Source organism: Lipingzhangella rawalii (assembly GCF_031628175.1).
Lineage (GTDB): Bacteria > Actinomycetota > Actinomycetes > Streptosporangiales > Streptosporangiaceae > Lipingzhangella_A > Lipingzhangella_A rawalii.
In genome coordinates this window covers 112,188-128,452 of the sequence record NZ_JAVLVT010000008.1, presented here as the reverse complement: position 1 = coordinate 128,452, position 16,265 = coordinate 112,188, and the positions used below count along the sequence as shown (strand labels likewise).

Here is a 16,265-nt window from a genome sequence, read left to right as displayed (position 1 = left end):
CACCATCGACCAGGCCCACCGGAGATGGGAGAACCCCGTGCGTACGAACACACCCACCGCGGAACTACTATTCAGCGACGCCGACGCCAGCCCGATGAGCACCGACCCGGACACGATCACGCCCTGGGAGCAGGCCCGCGCCGCCATGGAGGCGGCCGTCACGGTGTGGCTGGGCACGGTGCGTCCGGACGGCCGCCCCCACAGCACCCCCGTGGTAACACTGTGGCTGGACGACGTGCCCTGGTTCGCCACCCGCCCCGGCTCCCAGAAGGGGCGCAACCTGGCCGCCAATCCGAACTGCACCCTGTCGGTCTCCAGCTCGGAGCTGGACCTCGCCCTGGAGGGCACCGCCACCCGGGAACACGCGCCAGACAGCCTGCGCCGGGTGCTGAACGCCTTCGCCACCAGCCTCGGATGGCAGCTCACTCTGCGGGACGGTGCGCTGTTCGACGACGCCCTGCCGGGTTCCCCGGAATACGCGCTGTATCGGATCAGCCCCACCCGGGCCCTGGGCTACGGAGCCCAGGGCATGACCGCGACCCGGTGGCGATTCCACTGAACGCAGTACACGGGTTCCGGGGTCACTCCCCGTGGCACACCGCCTCGACGTTGTGCCCATCCGGGTCCCGCACGAACGCACCGAAATATCCGGGATGGTATTCGGGCCATTCCCGTGGGGCATGAAGTTCCTGCGCACCATGCGCCAGTGCCGCCTCGTAGAACGCCGCGACCTTCCCCCGGTCGGCCGCGGCAAACGCGATGTGGGTCTCCCGCTGCGGGCCGGTAACCCCGTGCGCCTCAACGAAGAAGGTTGGCTGGTCGGTTCCGTAGGCCACCAGGAAATCGAACTCCAGCAGCCGCCGCCCGCCCAACGGGGCGAGCGCCGCGTCATAGAAGGCCATCGAGGCCGCCAGGTCATCCACCTGAATCGATATGTGATCGAGCATGCCCCCAGCATGACGCGCCCCGGTGACATTCCCGGCTCGCCCCACCGCGAGCCGGAGCCGAGCACGCAGCCGGCTACCACTCCAGCCGAGTCAGCGTGCCGCTACTGCACAGCGCCGCCACATGTTCCGCGGCCCGCGCGGGCGCGCTGCCGCCGCGCACCAGCAGGCCCGCCTCGATGTTGGCGGTCACTCCGGACTGGGTGAGGTTGGCGCTGGACACCAGCAACACTCGCCGGTCCGCCACGGCCAGCTTGGCGTGCATTCGGGAACCCGACTCGCTACGGTTGGCGACCGGCCAGTGTCACAGCTCTACCCCGGGAACCTCAGCGAAGGCCTGGTGCGGCTCGGCGCCGGCTAGGGCGCTGCCGGCTCCCTGAAGCGTTTCCACGACGATCGTCACCGCCACCCCGCGTGCACGGGCCTGCGTTAACGCATCCAGCAGCGGCGGGTACGGACGCGCCGAATAGGTGGTCAGCACCAGCTCGGTGCGGGCGTCCTCCACCAGGCTGGTCAGCACCTGGGCCATCGCCCGCACCGGCACCCGGTGGGTGCCGGGACCGCTCCACACCGACTCCACCTGGGCTTCGCTGCCGCGCCGCGCGTATCCAGCGGCAACCCCACGCAGGTAGGCCAGGGCCGGCTCCGGCCCGGGCTCCGGCAGCGCGGCCACTGCCTCCAGAAGTGGCGCCGCCCGCGGTTCGGCCCGCCGCACCACCTCTGGCGACCAGCCCTGGGCCAGCCATCCCGCAAGCTCCCGCAACCGCACCGCACCGAGCTCGGGCACCAGCGACTCGGCGCGGCGCTCCAGCTCGGCCCAGCTCACCGGGCCTCTCCCCACAGCGGGGGAAGTTCGGCGTCGATCGGCACCACGAACCGGCGGTCCAGGAACCGGTTGCCGCGCTCGCAGGTGGTCTCGGAAACGAACAGGCACACGTGGCAGGCCGCCCCGTGCAGCAGGTCCGCGGGGGCGCGGGGCAGCCGCTCGGCACACAGCGGGTCCGAGGAGCAGCGGCGCGCGTCGGCGAGGGCGCGGCGCAGTAGCCGTTGCAGGGGCTCCGGCTCGGCCAGAGACACCAGCCCACCGAGGGTGCCTTCGGCGTCCGGGACGGCGGTGTAGATCAGGATTCCGGCCTGGCCGGGCTGGGCGTAGATACGTTCGGACAGGCTGGCGGCGTTGTAGCCACACTCCAGCGCGATGGTGCGCACCACCAGGTGGGACAGGGTGTGCAGCGCGAGGTAACGCGGGCCGGGCCAGCCGCGCAGCGGGTCGACGTCTCCGGAGATGCGTCCCGAGTAGCGGTTCTGGCGGAACCGCCGGTAGGCCTCCCGGTGTTCGACCACTGCCGGACTGGTGGCGACCTTCTGCTCCCAGGTAGCAATCATGTCTTCGTCCACCCGCAGAAAGATGCCTTCCCCCCGCACCTCGCTCGCGGGCACCCACGAGGGTTTGCCGCGGGACAGCGGTGCCCGCTGCACCAGCTCGGGGTCTTCGGGGTCGGGCGCGTCCAACCGGGTGAATCCCACCAGGGCGCGCACCTCGCGGATCCGCTCGACCTGCACCACATCGGCGAACATCCCCCGCAGACTGGCGGGCACCCCGTCCGGGTCGCGGCGCAGCGCGAAGTCCTCCTGATTGTTCGGAGGATTCGGGGTGGACAGGATCTCCCATTCGGGGGTGCGCAGGTCCGTGGCGGTGTCCACGGCGGTATCGCCGTCCTGCTCGGCGGCGCGGCGCCGCTCGATGGCCTCCCACACCTCCGGCAACGCCCAGTCATTCAGCGGGGCGTAGCGCGGCTCCTCCAGCAGAATCTCCAGCTTGTCGATCGAGGTCGCTTTGACCAGCCGGTCCCACCGTTTCTCGATCTCGTTGTCCAGGGCGTTGGCCTTGGTCGGCGGCATGGCCAGGGCCGAGCGCACCTCCGGGAACCACTGGTTCGAGGCGCCCACGGCCAACACCTTCAGCGTGTCGGCGCCGCAGCCGTTTTCCTCCCAGGTGCCCAGGTGCGGATGGCGTCCCCGGCAGCGGGGCAGGTTCTCCCGGCCCCGCTCCCCCATGGCGTCCCGGATCGGGCGGTACTCCGAGCAGCTGACGCACTTGATCAACACGTCCGGACCCTGGTTTCCGCCCCGGTCCCGCATCGTCAGACGCGGGTGCGGTGCCACGGGGCACGCATCCCCCTTGTGCACGAACGGCACGTAGGGAAAGTCGTCCAGGTGCCCGTTCGTGCAGGCCAGCACGAACCGGGCGGGCACGGCCAGCGGTTTGCTGTTCTTCTTACCGGAGCAGTTGGCGTGGTGGAAGTGCGCCTTGTCGGGCTGGCGCGGGAGCTCGTTTGTGAAGCCCCAGTCTCCGGAATCGAGTTTGGCGAGCCGGTTGCAGGCGGTGCAGCGCAGCCACTGCGGGAAGGGGATCGTGGGCACGCCGACCCGAGCGGCCTCCTCGGGGTTGCTGGCGTCGTCGCGCCACGGCGGGGTGCGCAGCTCGCTCACCGGGGCATCCAACAGTGTGGAGACCGCGTTGAGTAGTCGCGGCTCGGACAGGGGTTCCCACTCGGGTACCGGGTCGTAGTTCCAGTCGTCGATCCCGCTCACCAGAGCCGAGAAGTTCGGCAGGTCCACCAGCGCGCCCACCCCGCTGGTGAACATCAGGTGGCTGGGGCGGGCTGTACCCACGCGACGCCGGTGCTGTGTCGTCTTCGCCATCACTGCGCCCCCTGCCGCGTGTCGTCGCCGTCCTGGTCGGGAACCTGCTCCGGCGCGGCGTAAGACCAGGGCTCCTCGCGCTGCGGGGTGAAGAGGTTGGTGGCCGGAACCAGCAGGTTGATTTCGTTCTCGGTCTCGCGCATGGACCGGGCCACGGTCAGTTCGGTGGGTTCCATGCTGTGGGTGTCGGTGAGTAGGCCGCGCAGCTGCTGCTTATTGTGGCTGCCCGATTGGTAGCCCAGGGCGCTGGAGCCCAGGGTCTGCGCCTGACGCCACCGGTCCAGTACGTCCGCGAGACGCTGGTCCAGGTACTCCCGGGCCCGCTGCCCGCCCACGACTCCGGCGCGGTCCAGCATGCGGGTGCGCACCTCCGTCACCACCTCGCCGTCCAGCGGCACGTGGTGCGCGTCCGCGTTGCGGGAGAATTCTTCCCTGCGGTGGCGTAGCGCCGCCACGAAGGTGGCGGCCGCGCCACGGTCAAGCGCGCGGCGGGTGTAGGGGGTGATGGACAGGGCTTCGACCTGCCGGTAGAAGGTGGCGTGGTAGTACTCGAAGTCTTCGTAGTGCGCCAGGTCGCGGGGGCGGGACCAGTTGTACAGCGTCACCACCAGGCCGGGCCGCCGCGGGTCGCGGCCCACACGGGAGGAGGCCTGGATGTACTCGGCGGTGTTCTTGGGCTGTCCAGTGACCACCATCAGTCCGAGCCGGGACACGTCCACTCCCACCTGCAACATGGAGGTGGCCAGCAGCACGTCCACCGGGCGGGTGGGCCGCTGCGGCCAGTTCAGGTCCCGCTTCTCCCGATGCGCGTTCTTCGCCTCCTCGGTGAGGGCACGCCGTCGCACCGTGGTCTCGTACTCGGGGTCGAAGCCGGTGTTCAGCAGTCGCAGCATGCCACTGATGTCCCCGGAGGAGACTCGCGCGGTGAGTTCCTGGGGTTCCAGAGTTGCCCCGCCGGGACGAATCCGGACCTCGTTGTCCTCACTCGTCGTGGCGTGTTGGCGCATACGGGCGGTGACGTCGTCGTCGAGGTAGCGCCGCATGCCGGCCAGCTCGCGGGTGGAGTTGAAGTAGCCGACCAGGGTCATGTACGGGTCGGCGGCCGCCCCGTAGGTGTCGAACATGCGCTGCGCGGCCAGCAGCAGGCTCTCCGACAGCCGGATCTCGGCCTGCTTCAGCCGGATGCCGTGCGCGCACAGGCCCAGGTAGCGTCGGCCCGGCTGCTGCGCACTGACCGGCACCTGGCGGGAGAAAAAGTTGTCGCCCACGTCCAGGATGGGTGGGGGAAACACGGCCAGTCCACGGGCGAAGATGCCGCGGACCTGCTCGGCGGAACGTTTGGTGGTGGCGGTGGACGCCACAACCTTGGGGCTGGTGTCGGTTCCGGCCACCCGCCAGCGACAGAGTTCGGCGACCGCACTCTCGAACTGGCCCACCACAGTGCCCAGCGCCCCGGAGATCAGGTGCAGCTCGTCCTGAATGATCAGGTCCGGGGGCCGCAGCGGCATCACGGGCTCGGTCCGCGCTTTGGGCAGTGCTCCCTTGGGGCCATGGTTGTCGGTGCAGCCGGTGCTGCGGTCCAGGTCGGCGTGTCGGTAGCCGTGCCGGGGGCAGCGCTGACTGACCCGGCCGAACAGGATGCCGGCCTGGCCGTTCCACGGCAGCTGGGCGAGTTTGTCCACCGTGGCGATGACCAGGCTGGGGGCGAGCCGGTAAATCTCCTCGTCCACGGTGTGGATCGGCAGCCCTTCCCCGTCCGCCTGCGATTCGGAGAACGGACAGGCGTGCATGCCCTCGCTGTTCGGGCAGTACAGCAGCACCCGGCGCCGTGCCCCGTCGGGGCGTAGGTCCCGCCAGGATTGCAGTTCCGCGCCGCACCACGGGCAGGCCAGGGTCTGGAGCACGGTGTCCCGGCTGGTTCCGCCGGAGTTCTTGACCTTGCTGATCTCGTCCTCGGCGTCGGTGTAGCTGTTGGGGGCCACTCGGCGGCCTACCCACAGTCCGATGCGGAACGGTTCCGCGCCCCACCGGGTGTCGCCGGTGGCGTATCGGCCGCGGCGTAGCACCTCGGTGGCGCAGACCAGGGCGGCGGCACGCTGGAACTGTTGGGCGGTGAGCAGCCGCAGGGTGTAGCGCATCAGCACCGCCACCCCGGCTTCGCCGCTGCGGGCCTCGGTGCCGCTGCCCACCACGCCCTGAAGGCGGCGCAGCGCGAAGGTATAGGCGGCCAGCCCCAGGTAGGCCTCGGTCTTTCCGCCGCCGGTGGGAAAGAACAGCAGGTCCACGGTGGTGGAGCGTTCCGGGTGCCCCGGGTCGGTCAGTGCCGGCAGGTTGAGGAGGACGAAGGCGAGCTGGAATGGCCGCCAGGAGTGTGGGGCGTCCGCCTCCTGGGCGAGGATGCGTTCCCGCGCGGTGGCGTAGTCGAGGTGTTCGTTCTCGCGGAGCTCCCCGATGAGCGTGTGTCGGCGTTGCAGCGCCATCGCTTCGTTGGCGAACCGGAACGCCTCCAGCGCCACTGTGTGCTGGTTGGCCTGCGGGTCAGTGAGCAGGGTAATGCCCTCGCGGATGCGCGCGGCGGCGTCCCGGGCGGTGGACAGGGCGCTTTCGGCGGTGGGGCGCAGATGGTCGGGCAGCTGGCCGATGCTGTCCTGCTGTTCGTCCAGCCAGGCCGTGTAGCCCTCGGCGAGGGGGGCGAGGCCGCGGGCCAGCTCGGCGGGCTCAGCTTCGGCCAGCGCGGTCATCCCGACGACCAGACCGGTCAGGTGCGGGGTGTCGCGGACCGACGGCGCCACCGTGTCCGGGAGGTCGTAGGTGGGCAGCCAGGTGGTCTGGAGCCGGTGTGCCTGACGCTCACCGGTGCGCGCCTGGGTGTGCACGGCAACGTTGCGGCCGGCGGCGTAGCGCAGGTGGTTCCGGTACAGCAGGCGCAGGTGCTGCTCTTCGGCGTCGACGTGGTCAGCGTCGTGCGCAGGCGCCGCGAGCGGGTCGTCGATCGGCAGAAACACGGCCTGGTGGCCGTCTAGGGCGGTGACGGTGAGCCGGGGCTGGAACAGCCACGCGGTGTCCCGCGGTCCACTGGACGGTTCGGTTTGGGTGTTGACCAGGCTGAGCTCAACCACCCGCGCCTCGGGATCCGGGGGGTGGCTGCCGGTGCGAATGTCGGCGCGCAGGTGTACTCCGGGGAGGTTCACCGAGTCGACGGTGAGCGGGATCCGGCGTGTGGGCGTGCCGTCCAGGCGTAGTTCGGTGGTGTAGCGCGCGGGCTGGCGGGACCAGACCCGGCGGGTGGCCCCGTCCTCGTCCAGGGACTCGCTGCGGTCGTAGCGGCCCCACTCCGCCGTCACATGCACCACATCGACGCCGCCAGCCACCACGAAGGACAGTCCCATGGCCGAGGCCCAGAGTTTTCCCGCGTTCTGCGGGGTCAGCTGGGCGGTGAGCTCGCCGTCGTCGCCGTTGGAGCCGGTGGCGTTCTCGGTGTCGTTACCGCCGTCCTCGGTCGTGTCCAGCACCGAGGTGGCCTCCTGTTTCGGGCCGAGCCGCCCCACCAGGTAGCGCTCCAGCGGGCCGCTCTCCGTGGGGGCGAACTCTTCGTAGTCGCCGTCCCGGGGCCCGAGTAGGTCCCGGCGCACCAGATCTTCGAGCTCGTCTCGAACCTGCGGCGAGGGTGCCGCACGCAGGTTCAGCGGCACGTCCAGCACCGGGCTGGGCGACTCGGTGTTCCTGGCGGCGGAATCGGTCATCGGCTGGTTCTCCGCGGAACTGGGGGATGCGTGCAGAAACTCACTGTAGCCTCGCGCGCCGACAGTCGGCCGTTCCCGCCCCTATCCACTGGGGGCGTCCCGAGTCGCCAGTGCGAGCAGTTCGCTGCCGATTCCATGACCTCGCCGACCACGTGAGAGCTATCGGACCGCGCGAAACAACGTCATCGCCGCAGCCCCTCTACCCAGGTGCGACCGGCGGACGTGTGGCGTTGGTGGATCGCAGCAGGGGTGGAATGAGTAGTTCGGCCTCCCCTTTTCGATATAGGGCCGCTGGACGGCCGACTTCCGGGATCCGTTGCTCTCCAGTTGCTTCGAGGAAGCCCTCAGCGCGGGTTACCTTCCGGCGGAAGTTGCTGGGGTCGAGGGCGATCCCCCAAACCGCCTCATAGACCCGGCGTAGATCGCTCACACTGAATGGCTCGGCGCAGAAGGCCGCCGCCACAGTCGTGTACTCCAACCTGGTACGGGCCCGCTCCACTGCGTCCCGCAGGATGGTCGCATGGTCAAAAGCTAGAGTGTCGGGGGCGGCGAGCAGTTCCTGCACCGGCGTCCAGTAGGCGTGTCGGGCGTCGGTTCCTGCGACCGGTGTTGGCAGGTTGGGTCCAAGTGCGAGGTAGGCGACAGTGACGACCCGGCCGCGCGGGTCGCGTCCCGGGTCGCCGTAGGAGCCAAGTTGTTCCAGGTGCAGCCCGCTCTTGTCGCCTGCTGACCGAATGTCCGTCTCTTCCTGGAGTTCTCGGCGGGCGGCATGGTCCAGGTTCTCCTGTGCACGGACGTATCCGCCGGGCAGGGCGACGCGACCCAGGAAGGGCGCCTTGCCGCGTTCGATGAGCAGTACCTGGAGTGTGTCGTCGCGCACCGTGAAGATCGCCAGGTCTACTGCGACCGCCATGGTCTCCACCGCGCCGATTCCGTCCCGCTGAACATTCATCTCTCCCCCTAAAGGTCATATTGACCAAAACGAACTTCCTATTTTAAGGTCATGTTGACCTTAAAAGGAGAAAGTAGGAAGGTATGAGCGCACCCCACGTTGTCGCAGATCAGCGAGTATCTGCACCCCCGACGACGGACAGCGTCCCCCCAACCGCCTCCCACACCGCAGCCACGCGCCACCTCTGCACCGGCGTCTACATCGATGCAGCTTTCCGGGACCGTGTACTTCGCAAGGTCCACAACTCCCCGTACAAGCGAGTCGCACCGTCCTACGCCTTCGATCTCATCCCGTTGATGCGGAACGCCTGGTACGCGCGTCTCCTGGAAACCGCACTCCACACCGCCCTCGTCGGCAGCTTTTCCATCCCCGCGCTGCTGGGCCACCAGACAGTCGCAGCCCTGATGGCGGGAGGACTTCTCCTCTACTGGCTGGTCTGGCACGAAGTCGCAACCTGTCGATCGCTGGTCCATGAGCATGTCCGGCACCGGCAGGCTCAGCGCGACGGTGACACTGTCAAACAGTCACAGCTGACGTTCAAACGGCTGCAACGCAACCGAGGAACGTCTGCCTGGGATGAGCTGCGCGGACGACTCAGGATCATTCTGCCCGCAGGCGTAATCACCGTGGTGGTGATCCTCGGCCTGGTGGCTGCGCGTCCTGACGAGCTATTGCTCGTGGGGCAGCTCTCGCTCGGACTCGCAGCAAGCGCGATGTTCCTTGGCGGTCTGCGTCAGGGGTTGATCAACCGCTTCCACGATCCGAAGCAGCTGCGCCCACATCGGATGACCCCCCGGGAGCGCACTGTCGACTCCCAACAGCAGCACCCCTGTGCGGTATATCGGCGAATCTCGACTCGAGACGACGAGGACGAGATGCCGTTCTTCAGTATGTACGGCAACGAGTCACCGTTCGTGGGCACCGGGGAACTGATGCACCACTGGGATCCGCCCATGACAGTCCGAATCCTCAGCGAAGGAGACGAGGACACCGCCAGCCGCGAATACCGCACGCCCCCTTTCACCGCACATGAACTCGTCGACCACTTGGAGTCGGCGGTTCAGACTCTCGACCGGGACCACGACGACGTCCGCCTCGATCTCGACGTACGCCGCCGGGTCTACATCTCGGAGACCGCCGCCTCCGCTGACCGGACACTACTGCGGAGAGAACCCACCCGCGAAGAGATCGCCACAATCATCGACGACCCGCACGGGCGCAAACACCACTTCCTGGAGGTCACGGCTCCCGCCGAGGACGGTGAGCTGGTGACCGTGGTCCTCCTACGGGTAATCGTGCAGGGCAGGATGCTCAGCATCGATTTCGCTGGCTGCGCGCTCGCCCAGACACCGCACGAGTACCAGCGTGTGGAGGCCTATGGGGAGCACGGTGTCCTGGCCGTGCTCGCTGGTGCGCTACGCACCCTGGTCACGCTTCCCGCCGAGTTCGGCAAGCTCTGGCGTCTCGTCGAACTACCGGCCCTGTTCGGGCTGGCTCTCTGGGCTCAACGAGACCGCACCCTCACGCCACGACGCGGTGTCATGATCGGTCCTCGCCTCAGTGTTCGCGCGGAACAGGCCCAGGAGTGGAGCAAGGTCCAACTCGACAGGACCACGCTGCTGAAGAACATGAAGATTATCGAGAAGCGGCTGCTCAACGCTGCCGAAGATTTCCTGCGCGCGCGCAATGTGGACACATCGGAGTTCGATAAGCAGGCCACCAAGATCTTCAACTCCGGAATCATGAACCTGGGTAACAATAACCAGGTCAACGGAAACATCCTCGGCGGCTTGCACATGAATGCCCTGCTGTCCGCTCAGCAGGGTGGGGATGCAGGGCAACAGAAAGGCGCCACAGAATCATGACCCGTATCGGCCCAAACAGGGGCGTCGTCAACGTCGGGGACAACAACAACGTCAGCGGCAATGCGTTCGAGGGCAGCACCGTGGCCTACTCCCTGGGCCAGGCCACTGACCCAACCGCGCAGGAACCAGCAAAGCCCGAACATCCCTGGGACATCGGCGTAGTCACCATCCTCGCAGAAGAGGCCCAGGCCATCCACGACACGTTGGGGCTTGCCCGGGAACCCGGCCGGGCCGGCGGGCTCATTTTCCACACCGGACGGATCGAGGATCACGGTCAGACCAAGAGGGTCGTTGCCACCCGCACGCACGGACAGGGGCAGCGATCCGCCATGGCCGCATGCGAACACCTCCGGCAACACTTCAACCCTCGACTTCTGGTGCTCTTCGGTATCGGCGGCGGTCTGGACGACATCGACGTCGGTGACGTCGTTATCGGAACCCGCGTCGTCTACTACGAGCTGCGCAAGGAGAAGCCCGAAGCAACAGTACGTCGCGGCGAGGATCGCGAAACGCCGGCGGAGATCGTGCACTCGGTGAACGCGTTCTTCACCGACCACGGCGAACCTGCCGAGTTTCCCGGTCAGGTCGACGAATTCCGAGAACGGACCTTCCGGGCACTACCCAGCCCCATCGGTTCGGGGGAAGCTGTCGTCGCAGACGCCGACAGTGACATCCGGTCCTTCCTAGCCGGTTACAACGACAAGATCCTCGCTCTTGATATGGAGGCCGGCGGGCTGAGCCAGTTCTGGCAGGAGAATTCGGCGGACTTGGGCCACAACCCTGGCTGGCTGGTCGTCCGCGGGATCTCCGACAACGCCGACAGCGCCAAGGACGACCGACACCACCGACTCGCCGCCCGTAACGCCGCCCACGTACTACGCGCACTCCTCCCCTATCTCCCCTAACTGTCGCCAGTAACCGCGATCCGAACGAGCCGGAGGAGAGGATGATCGCCGTGTCCGAATTCTTGATCGGCATGCTGAGCTCCATCACCGCAACAACGGTGACCCTCGCCGTTGGCTGGACGGTGTCACGGCATATGCGCCACGGACTGACACGGCTCCTCTCCCGGCTCACCGGCCTGGGTGTGCACCGCGTGTACCGACGACAGCGCGACGCGGAGTGGGATGTGGCCGCGGACATTGCCGCCGCGACGTGGGTCCGGGTCCTCACCGGCCGCGGAAACGCCCTCACCCGGGAGGCATTCGCACCACTCTGGCTGGGACGCTCCGAACGGGTCGAGTGCACGCGCATCCTGCTCCCTGACCCCGACCAGAACCAGGACTCGTGGCTGCAACTACGAGAAGGGGATATGTGCGATGCGGATCCAGGCTTCGCCACCGGGCTTCTTTCCGCACAGGTACGGACCAACGCCTCCTACCTGGCCGAGGTCGCGCGTGACCGGTCTGACATCGAGTTGAACTACTACGACCTGCCGAACACCTGCCGCATCATCGCCACCGACCAAGCCGCATACATTACCTTCTACCGCGGACGTGCCCATGGGCGGAACTCGCCGTGCCTCTATGCGCGCAGACCCGGACTCATGTACGAGATCGCGCTGCACCTGTTCGACACCGCCTGGCGCAAGAGCCGCCCGGTGCAACGCGAAGGACGATCCAGCTGAGGCCCCGGCAGCCGGCCCGTCGTGGTCGATGTCGAGCAGGTTGCCAGTCCAGTCCCCAAGCACAGTTGTCCCTGTCCCTGCTGAGCGATCATCTTCGACACGATAGGCTTCGGTCGCTTCTGGCATAAGACAGACACCAACCCAACGCCCGGCCGCAGCTCACATGGTCGGCGCGGGAGTCGCGGCCGCCACCTATTCCGGCAGTGCGTAGTAGGTTCCCTTGCGTTCGCCTTGTTGCCGCAGCTTGCCCTCGCTGACCAGGCGCTTGAGTAGCCGGCTCGCCTGACTGGGGCTGAGAGCGCACAGCTCGGCGGCCTGTCCGCGGGTGATGCTGCCATGCGCGGTGACGTGGGTCAGCACCATCTGCTCCTGCTGGAGTGGCTCGAAGCCGCGGATACGCGTGTAGCCTTCCGGCGCCTGCAATTCCCGATCTGCCGCCGCGGAGAGGTGCCAGCTACGCCCCTTGCGCTCACCACGGGGTTGGATCCAGCCCCGTTCCACCATGCCAGCGAGGAGGCGGCGGGTCTCCTTCTCTGTGCCCTGCGTCACCGTGGCCAGTTCCGTGGTGGTGGCGCGCCGCTGCTGAACCTGGAACGCGGCCTGGTGGGTCGGAATATGGGTGCGCACGGCCGCTTCGCGCCCGAACAGCAGCAGGGCTCCGGCCGTGGCCTCTGCCTCGGTGGTCTCCAGGCCCAGCGCGGCGGTAATCTCCCGATCCGAGAGCTTGGCGAGCACCCGATCCGCACGGTTGCCCGACGCGGCCACCAGACGGCGTACCCGCTCGAACTCGAACGGGTCAAGATCCTCCCAGCCGGCTCCCGGAATCGGCAGCCGAGCGAAGTCCGCGGCACCACGGTCAATCTCCCGGGCTAACAGCTCGTGCGCCCGAAGCGGTCGACAGGTCGCACTCCCGTCCTGCCCCATCGCGCGTCGGAGGTACGTTCCGCTGGTGGTCCCCGTCACCCGGGGACTGTGCGGAACCTCCACCACGAGGACCGTCGAGCCGTCGCTTTCCACCTCGTTGACCTGGCACGTCACCGGAGGTTCGGTGCGGTTCGCGATGAGCGCCGCGAGGCGCACCGGATCGGTACCCCCGTGCTCATGGCGCCCCACGGCTCCGGTGACCCGCCCATCGTCCTCGACACCGATCAGGAGTCGCCCCCCGCTACCGTTGGCCAGGCAGACGACGGCTTCCACCAGATCATGGTCGCTGACCTGCTTCCGGTCGCTTTTGAACTCGGTCTCGTAATCCTCTCCGTCCTGGAGCCACCCCCATCGGCTTTTCCTCGCCCCCATCGGCTTTTGAGGGCTCTGGTCGTCTGGGGGTCGGCCCCGAGGCGCCATAGCCGTCTCGGGGCCACCCAGGTCGGGCGAGGGAGCCGGGGGTGGTCGGTGGTTCGGGGTAGTGTGGCCTGCCTCGGGCGCCTGGCGGGCGTGCGGGGTGCGCTTCACTATCCGAACGGGGTGCTGCGTTAGGGGTCAGGGCTGGCGCTGGGCCGGTACACCCCCGGCGCGGGCCGTGGCGGAAACCCCGGCCGTGGCGGAATGCCCGGCGTCGGCGGGCTGGTGGGCGAGATCGGCGGTGACCGTTCGGCTGGTGTGGTCGCCTCGCCAGAACCAACGTTGGGCCAGGTGATCCACCAGGGCGAGTCCGCGGCCGTGTTCGGCGTCCGGGTCGGGGCACCGCACCATGGGGCCTGGTGCTCCGGCGCCGTCCCGGCTATCCCCAGACGGAGCGGAGCTATCGGTCCCGATCGACGTTCCGGTGTCGGTGACTTCCACGCGGATGCGGTGGGGGGCGAGGAGTAGGCGGAGGTGAACCCGGCCCAGGATCGCCCGCAGCCGTGCTTCAGCACGTCCCATGCCACGATCGCCACTGCTGGTGTGTTGCAGCGCGTTGGTAACCAACTCGCTCACCACCAGTTGGGCATCCCCGATGGCCTCGCCATCGGGGACCCGCGGAGACAGGATCTCGGCGACCCAAGCCCGCGCGCTGGCCACACTGGCGGGGATGCCGGGGAAGGTGCGGGTGAATCGTTCACACATGGTCCCCACCCCCGCCCATGGGCTGTGCCTGCGTGGGCAGCACGATCCCGGTGCCCGAAGCCGCGGCACGGAGTTGTTCGGCCAGCTGGTCGGCATGGGCCGCTCCCGGCTCCAACAACGACCCCAGCCAGGACAACCCGCCGGCATCCCACAGCTCACGGGCGGCGCCACTGGCAGACACCCGCGCGAGATCGCCCGCGGCCTGGTCCAGAGCCTGGATCGCCCGGTGCAGCCGGTGGGTCTCCGCCAACCCCAGCCCCCGGGCCTGCGCGGATTCCTGGTGGCCGGTCATGGGGTCACCACCCCCACCGGTTCCCGAGTCACATCCCCGCAGGGCACTGACACTGGTTGCTGCTGCCCCCGCCCGACCTCCAGCCCTTCCAGGCCTGCGAGCACCTGTTCCAGCACGTCAGTCGGCGGTACATGTGCCCGCGCCCGGGTCACCGACGGCCCCACCGTGGACCCGGGCCACGGGCCCGGCCTGCTGTCCACCGCGGAAACACACGCCATCGGGAACGGACACGGATGCTCGGTCGGATTCACCGACGCCCACAAACACTCCGCCGCCGGACACTGCCACACCATCACCGGAGAACGCTGAGACTCGGAGACGCTGTCACGCCCACTCGGCTCCTCCGTTCGTAGCGACCTCTCTTCGTGCACTCGAACGTAGGGCCGCACCCGTGTCCCTCGTCCCCGACGCCGCACCCACCGGCGTGAACCACCCCCATCAGGGCCAGACCCCACCGGCGCCGGATCCGGGGCCACGCCCCGGCGCGACCCCGGATCCGGCGCCGCCAACACACACAACAACGCAAGCAGCACACGCCGCAGACAACGCATACGAACCCCTCCTCGGGGAGACAGCCGCTGGGTAGGCGGCCTCGGGTATCAGTAACGCCATGATGGATCGTAACGTTTACATTTTCAAGCGTTACATTGGAACTGTCCACACAGTAAAGTGCAGTACGCGCAGGTCACGGTGTGATCGATACGATTGGGAGGTGCCAAGATGCCGGAGGACGATCTGATGCCCACGAGCCCAACCGTCAGGCGGCGACAGCTCTCGACCGAGCTGCGGCGACTGCGCATGGCAGCCGGCTACACGCTTGAGGGCGTGGCCGAGGCGCTCGAAACGTCCCGGGGGAAGATCAGCCACATCGAAACGGGGCGACGGAAGAAGCCCGCCATCCTGGAGATCAACGCGCTACTGGACCTCTATGGCGTGGAAGCCGAACAGCAACGCGCAGCCGTACTGGAGCTGGCTCGCCAGTCAAAAGAAACCGGCTGGTGGACCCGCTATGACGACGTGTTCACCGGGGCCTACGTCGAACTCGAAGCCGAAGCGGTCCGCATCGACACGTACGAACCGATGATCGTCCCCGGGCTCCTCCAGACAGACGACTACGCGGCCGAAATCGCCAAGGCCATCCTCAAGTCCCCCAGCGAAGTGGACCGCTACGTCGAAGCACGCAAACGACGCCAGGAGATCCTGACCAACGACGACGCCCCCGTGGTTTGGGCAATCATGGAAGAAACCACACTGCTCCGCCTGCGACGCTGGCCGCAGCTGCTGCGCGGACAGATCGCGCGCCTCATAGACGTAGCCGGCCACCCGGAAACGGTCACCCTGCAGCTGATACCCATGGACGCCGGCCTCCACCCCGGAGTGACCGGGGCATTCGCCAAGATGCAGTTCGAATCCGCCCCCACAGTCGTCTACGCCGAGACCCTCACCGATGGCCTGTACGTAGAACGCGCAAGCGAGGTCGAACAGTACGCCCGTGCGTTCGACCACCTGCAGGGGTTCGCACTGAGCGCCCGTGAGACGATCTCACGGCTACGCGAGCTTGAGTAGGAAGTGACACCCACGATGACGCACTCGATACCCACCAACCTGTGGCGCAAGTCCAGCTACAGCGCCCCGAACAACTGCGTCGAAGTCGCCGATCAACCAGGCGTGTCGGCAGTCCGTGACTCCCAGCACCCCAACCACGGCCACTTGGCGTTCACCAGCTCGGAATGGGCGGCATTCATCCAGGCGATGAAGACCGACAGCCTGTAACCAGGCCCCAAGCGAAGAGCCCCCAGCACACCCGCTGGGGGCTCCTGCACTCTGATACCCGCAACAACCCTACCCCGCCCCACTCCAGCCGCCCACCCCGATGAACTCGCGGCTGATTACCACTGATGCGGCTGTAGCGGTCTCAGACGAACTGGTCGGCCGCGAGTTTGGTAGTCCGGACAGAGGCGCCCCCGGTGGCGGGTACGGCCAACCGACAGGGTACGCGTGGCGCCTATGGCGCTGGGCTGTGGGCCCCCTTGGCGCCTCTCCGACGCCGAGGGCATGAAGGCACGGCGGGCCGGTATGAACAACTACTC

Annotated in this window: 15 protein-coding genes; 6 read left to right on the top strand and 9 right to left on the bottom strand. The window is 67.9% G+C overall.

Features of this window, described 5'->3' with window-relative positions; translation table 11 throughout:
- The first annotated feature begins 37 nt into the window (after positions 1-37).
- The gene (locus RIF23_RS16180; protein WP_310913394.1) at positions 38-559 is read left to right on the top strand and encodes a pyridoxamine 5'-phosphate oxidase family protein; all 522 of its coding nucleotides are present in this window, start codon (positions 38-40) and stop codon (positions 557-559) included.
- A 22-nt stretch (positions 560-581) separates the two neighbouring features.
- Here RIF23_RS16180 and RIF23_RS16175 read toward each other — a convergent pair whose 3' ends face one another.
- The 6 genes from RIF23_RS16175 to RIF23_RS16150 all read right to left on the bottom strand — a co-directional run bounded on the left by RIF23_RS16175 (position 582) and on the right by RIF23_RS16150 (position 8,345).
- A complete protein-coding gene (locus tag RIF23_RS16175) occupies positions 582-947 on the bottom strand; it encodes a VOC family protein (RefSeq protein WP_310913393.1) in 366 nt (121 codons plus the stop codon).
- Between the two features lie 73 nt (positions 948-1,020).
- A complete protein-coding gene (locus RIF23_RS16170) occupies positions 1,021-1,209 on the bottom strand; it encodes a phospholipase D-like domain-containing protein (protein ID WP_310913392.1) in 189 nt (62 codons plus the stop codon).
- Positions 1,210-1,248: 39 nt separating this feature from the next.
- On the bottom strand, positions 1,249-1,770 hold the full coding sequence (locus RIF23_RS16165) for a hypothetical protein (protein WP_310913391.1): 522 nt from the start codon (positions 1,768-1,770) through the stop codon (positions 1,249-1,251).
- Positions 1,767-3,650: a DUF1998 domain-containing protein gene (locus RIF23_RS16160; protein WP_310913390.1), complete on the bottom strand. Its 1,884-nt coding sequence runs from the start codon at positions 3,648-3,650 to the stop codon at positions 1,767-1,769. The genes RIF23_RS16165 and RIF23_RS16160 overlap by 4 nt, the downstream gene beginning before the upstream one ends.
- Positions 3,650-7,393 (bottom strand): DISARM system helicase DrmA, encoded by a 3,744-nt coding sequence (gene drmA, locus RIF23_RS16155; RefSeq protein WP_310913389.1) that lies wholly within the window; start codon positions 7,391-7,393, stop codon positions 3,650-3,652. The genes RIF23_RS16160 and drmA overlap by 1 nt, the downstream gene beginning before the upstream one ends.
- Positions 7,394-7,592: 199 nt before the next feature.
- Positions 7,593-8,345 carry an NUDIX hydrolase gene (locus RIF23_RS16150; protein ID WP_310913388.1) on the bottom strand — a complete coding sequence of 251 codons (753 nt, stop codon included), beginning with the start codon at positions 8,343-8,345 and terminating at the stop codon, positions 7,593-7,595.
- 83 nt (positions 8,346-8,428) lie between these two features.
- Between RIF23_RS16150 and RIF23_RS16145 the strand changes: the two genes are divergently transcribed.
- The 3 genes from RIF23_RS16145 to RIF23_RS16135 are packed head-to-tail and all read left to right on the top strand — an operon-like array spanning position 8,429 to position 11,837.
- Positions 8,429-10,210 (top strand): hypothetical protein, encoded by a 1,782-nt coding sequence (locus tag RIF23_RS16145; RefSeq protein ID WP_310913387.1) that lies wholly within the window; start codon positions 8,429-8,431, stop codon positions 10,208-10,210.
- Positions 10,207-11,115, top strand: a complete 909-nt coding sequence (locus tag RIF23_RS16140; RefSeq protein ID WP_310913386.1) for a 5'-methylthioadenosine/S-adenosylhomocysteine nucleosidase family protein — start codon at positions 10,207-10,209, stop codon at positions 11,113-11,115. The genes RIF23_RS16145 and RIF23_RS16140 overlap by 4 nt, the downstream gene beginning before the upstream one ends.
- A gap of 50 nt (positions 11,116-11,165) precedes the next feature.
- Entirely contained in the window at positions 11,166-11,837 is a 672-nt protein-coding gene (locus RIF23_RS16135; protein ID WP_310913385.1) for a hypothetical protein, read from the top strand.
- A 192-nt stretch (positions 11,838-12,029) separates the two neighbouring features.
- On the opposite strand, the gene RIF23_RS16130 is transcribed toward RIF23_RS16135, so the two are convergent.
- The 3 genes from RIF23_RS16130 to RIF23_RS16120 form a co-directional block, all read right to left on the bottom strand.
- A complete protein-coding gene (locus tag RIF23_RS16130; protein WP_310913384.1) occupies positions 12,030-13,133 on the bottom strand; it encodes an AlbA family DNA-binding domain-containing protein in 1,104 nt (367 codons plus the stop codon).
- A gap of 183 nt (positions 13,134-13,316) precedes the next feature.
- Positions 13,317-13,883 (bottom strand): ATP-binding protein, encoded by a 567-nt coding sequence (locus RIF23_RS16125; protein WP_310913383.1) that lies wholly within the window; start codon positions 13,881-13,883, stop codon positions 13,317-13,319.
- The gene (locus RIF23_RS16120) at positions 13,876-14,175 is read right to left on the bottom strand and encodes a hypothetical protein (RefSeq protein ID WP_310913382.1); all 300 of its coding nucleotides are present in this window, start codon (positions 14,173-14,175) and stop codon (positions 13,876-13,878) included. Before RIF23_RS16120 ends, RIF23_RS16125 begins: the two co-directional genes overlap by 8 nt.
- A 720-nt stretch (positions 14,176-14,895) precedes the next feature.
- Here RIF23_RS16120 and RIF23_RS16115 point away from each other — a divergent pair.
- Both RIF23_RS16115 and RIF23_RS16110 read left to right on the top strand, forming a co-directional pair.
- Positions 14,896-15,741 carry a helix-turn-helix domain-containing protein gene (locus RIF23_RS16115; RefSeq protein WP_310913381.1) on the top strand — a complete coding sequence of 282 codons (846 nt, stop codon included), beginning with the start codon at positions 14,896-14,898 and terminating at the stop codon, positions 15,739-15,741.
- A 15-nt stretch (positions 15,742-15,756) separates the two neighbouring features.
- Complete coding sequence (locus RIF23_RS16110; RefSeq protein WP_310913380.1) at positions 15,757-15,948, top strand: DUF397 domain-containing protein; 192 nt, start codon at positions 15,757-15,759, stop codon at positions 15,946-15,948.
- Positions 15,949-16,265 lie beyond the last annotated feature (317 nt).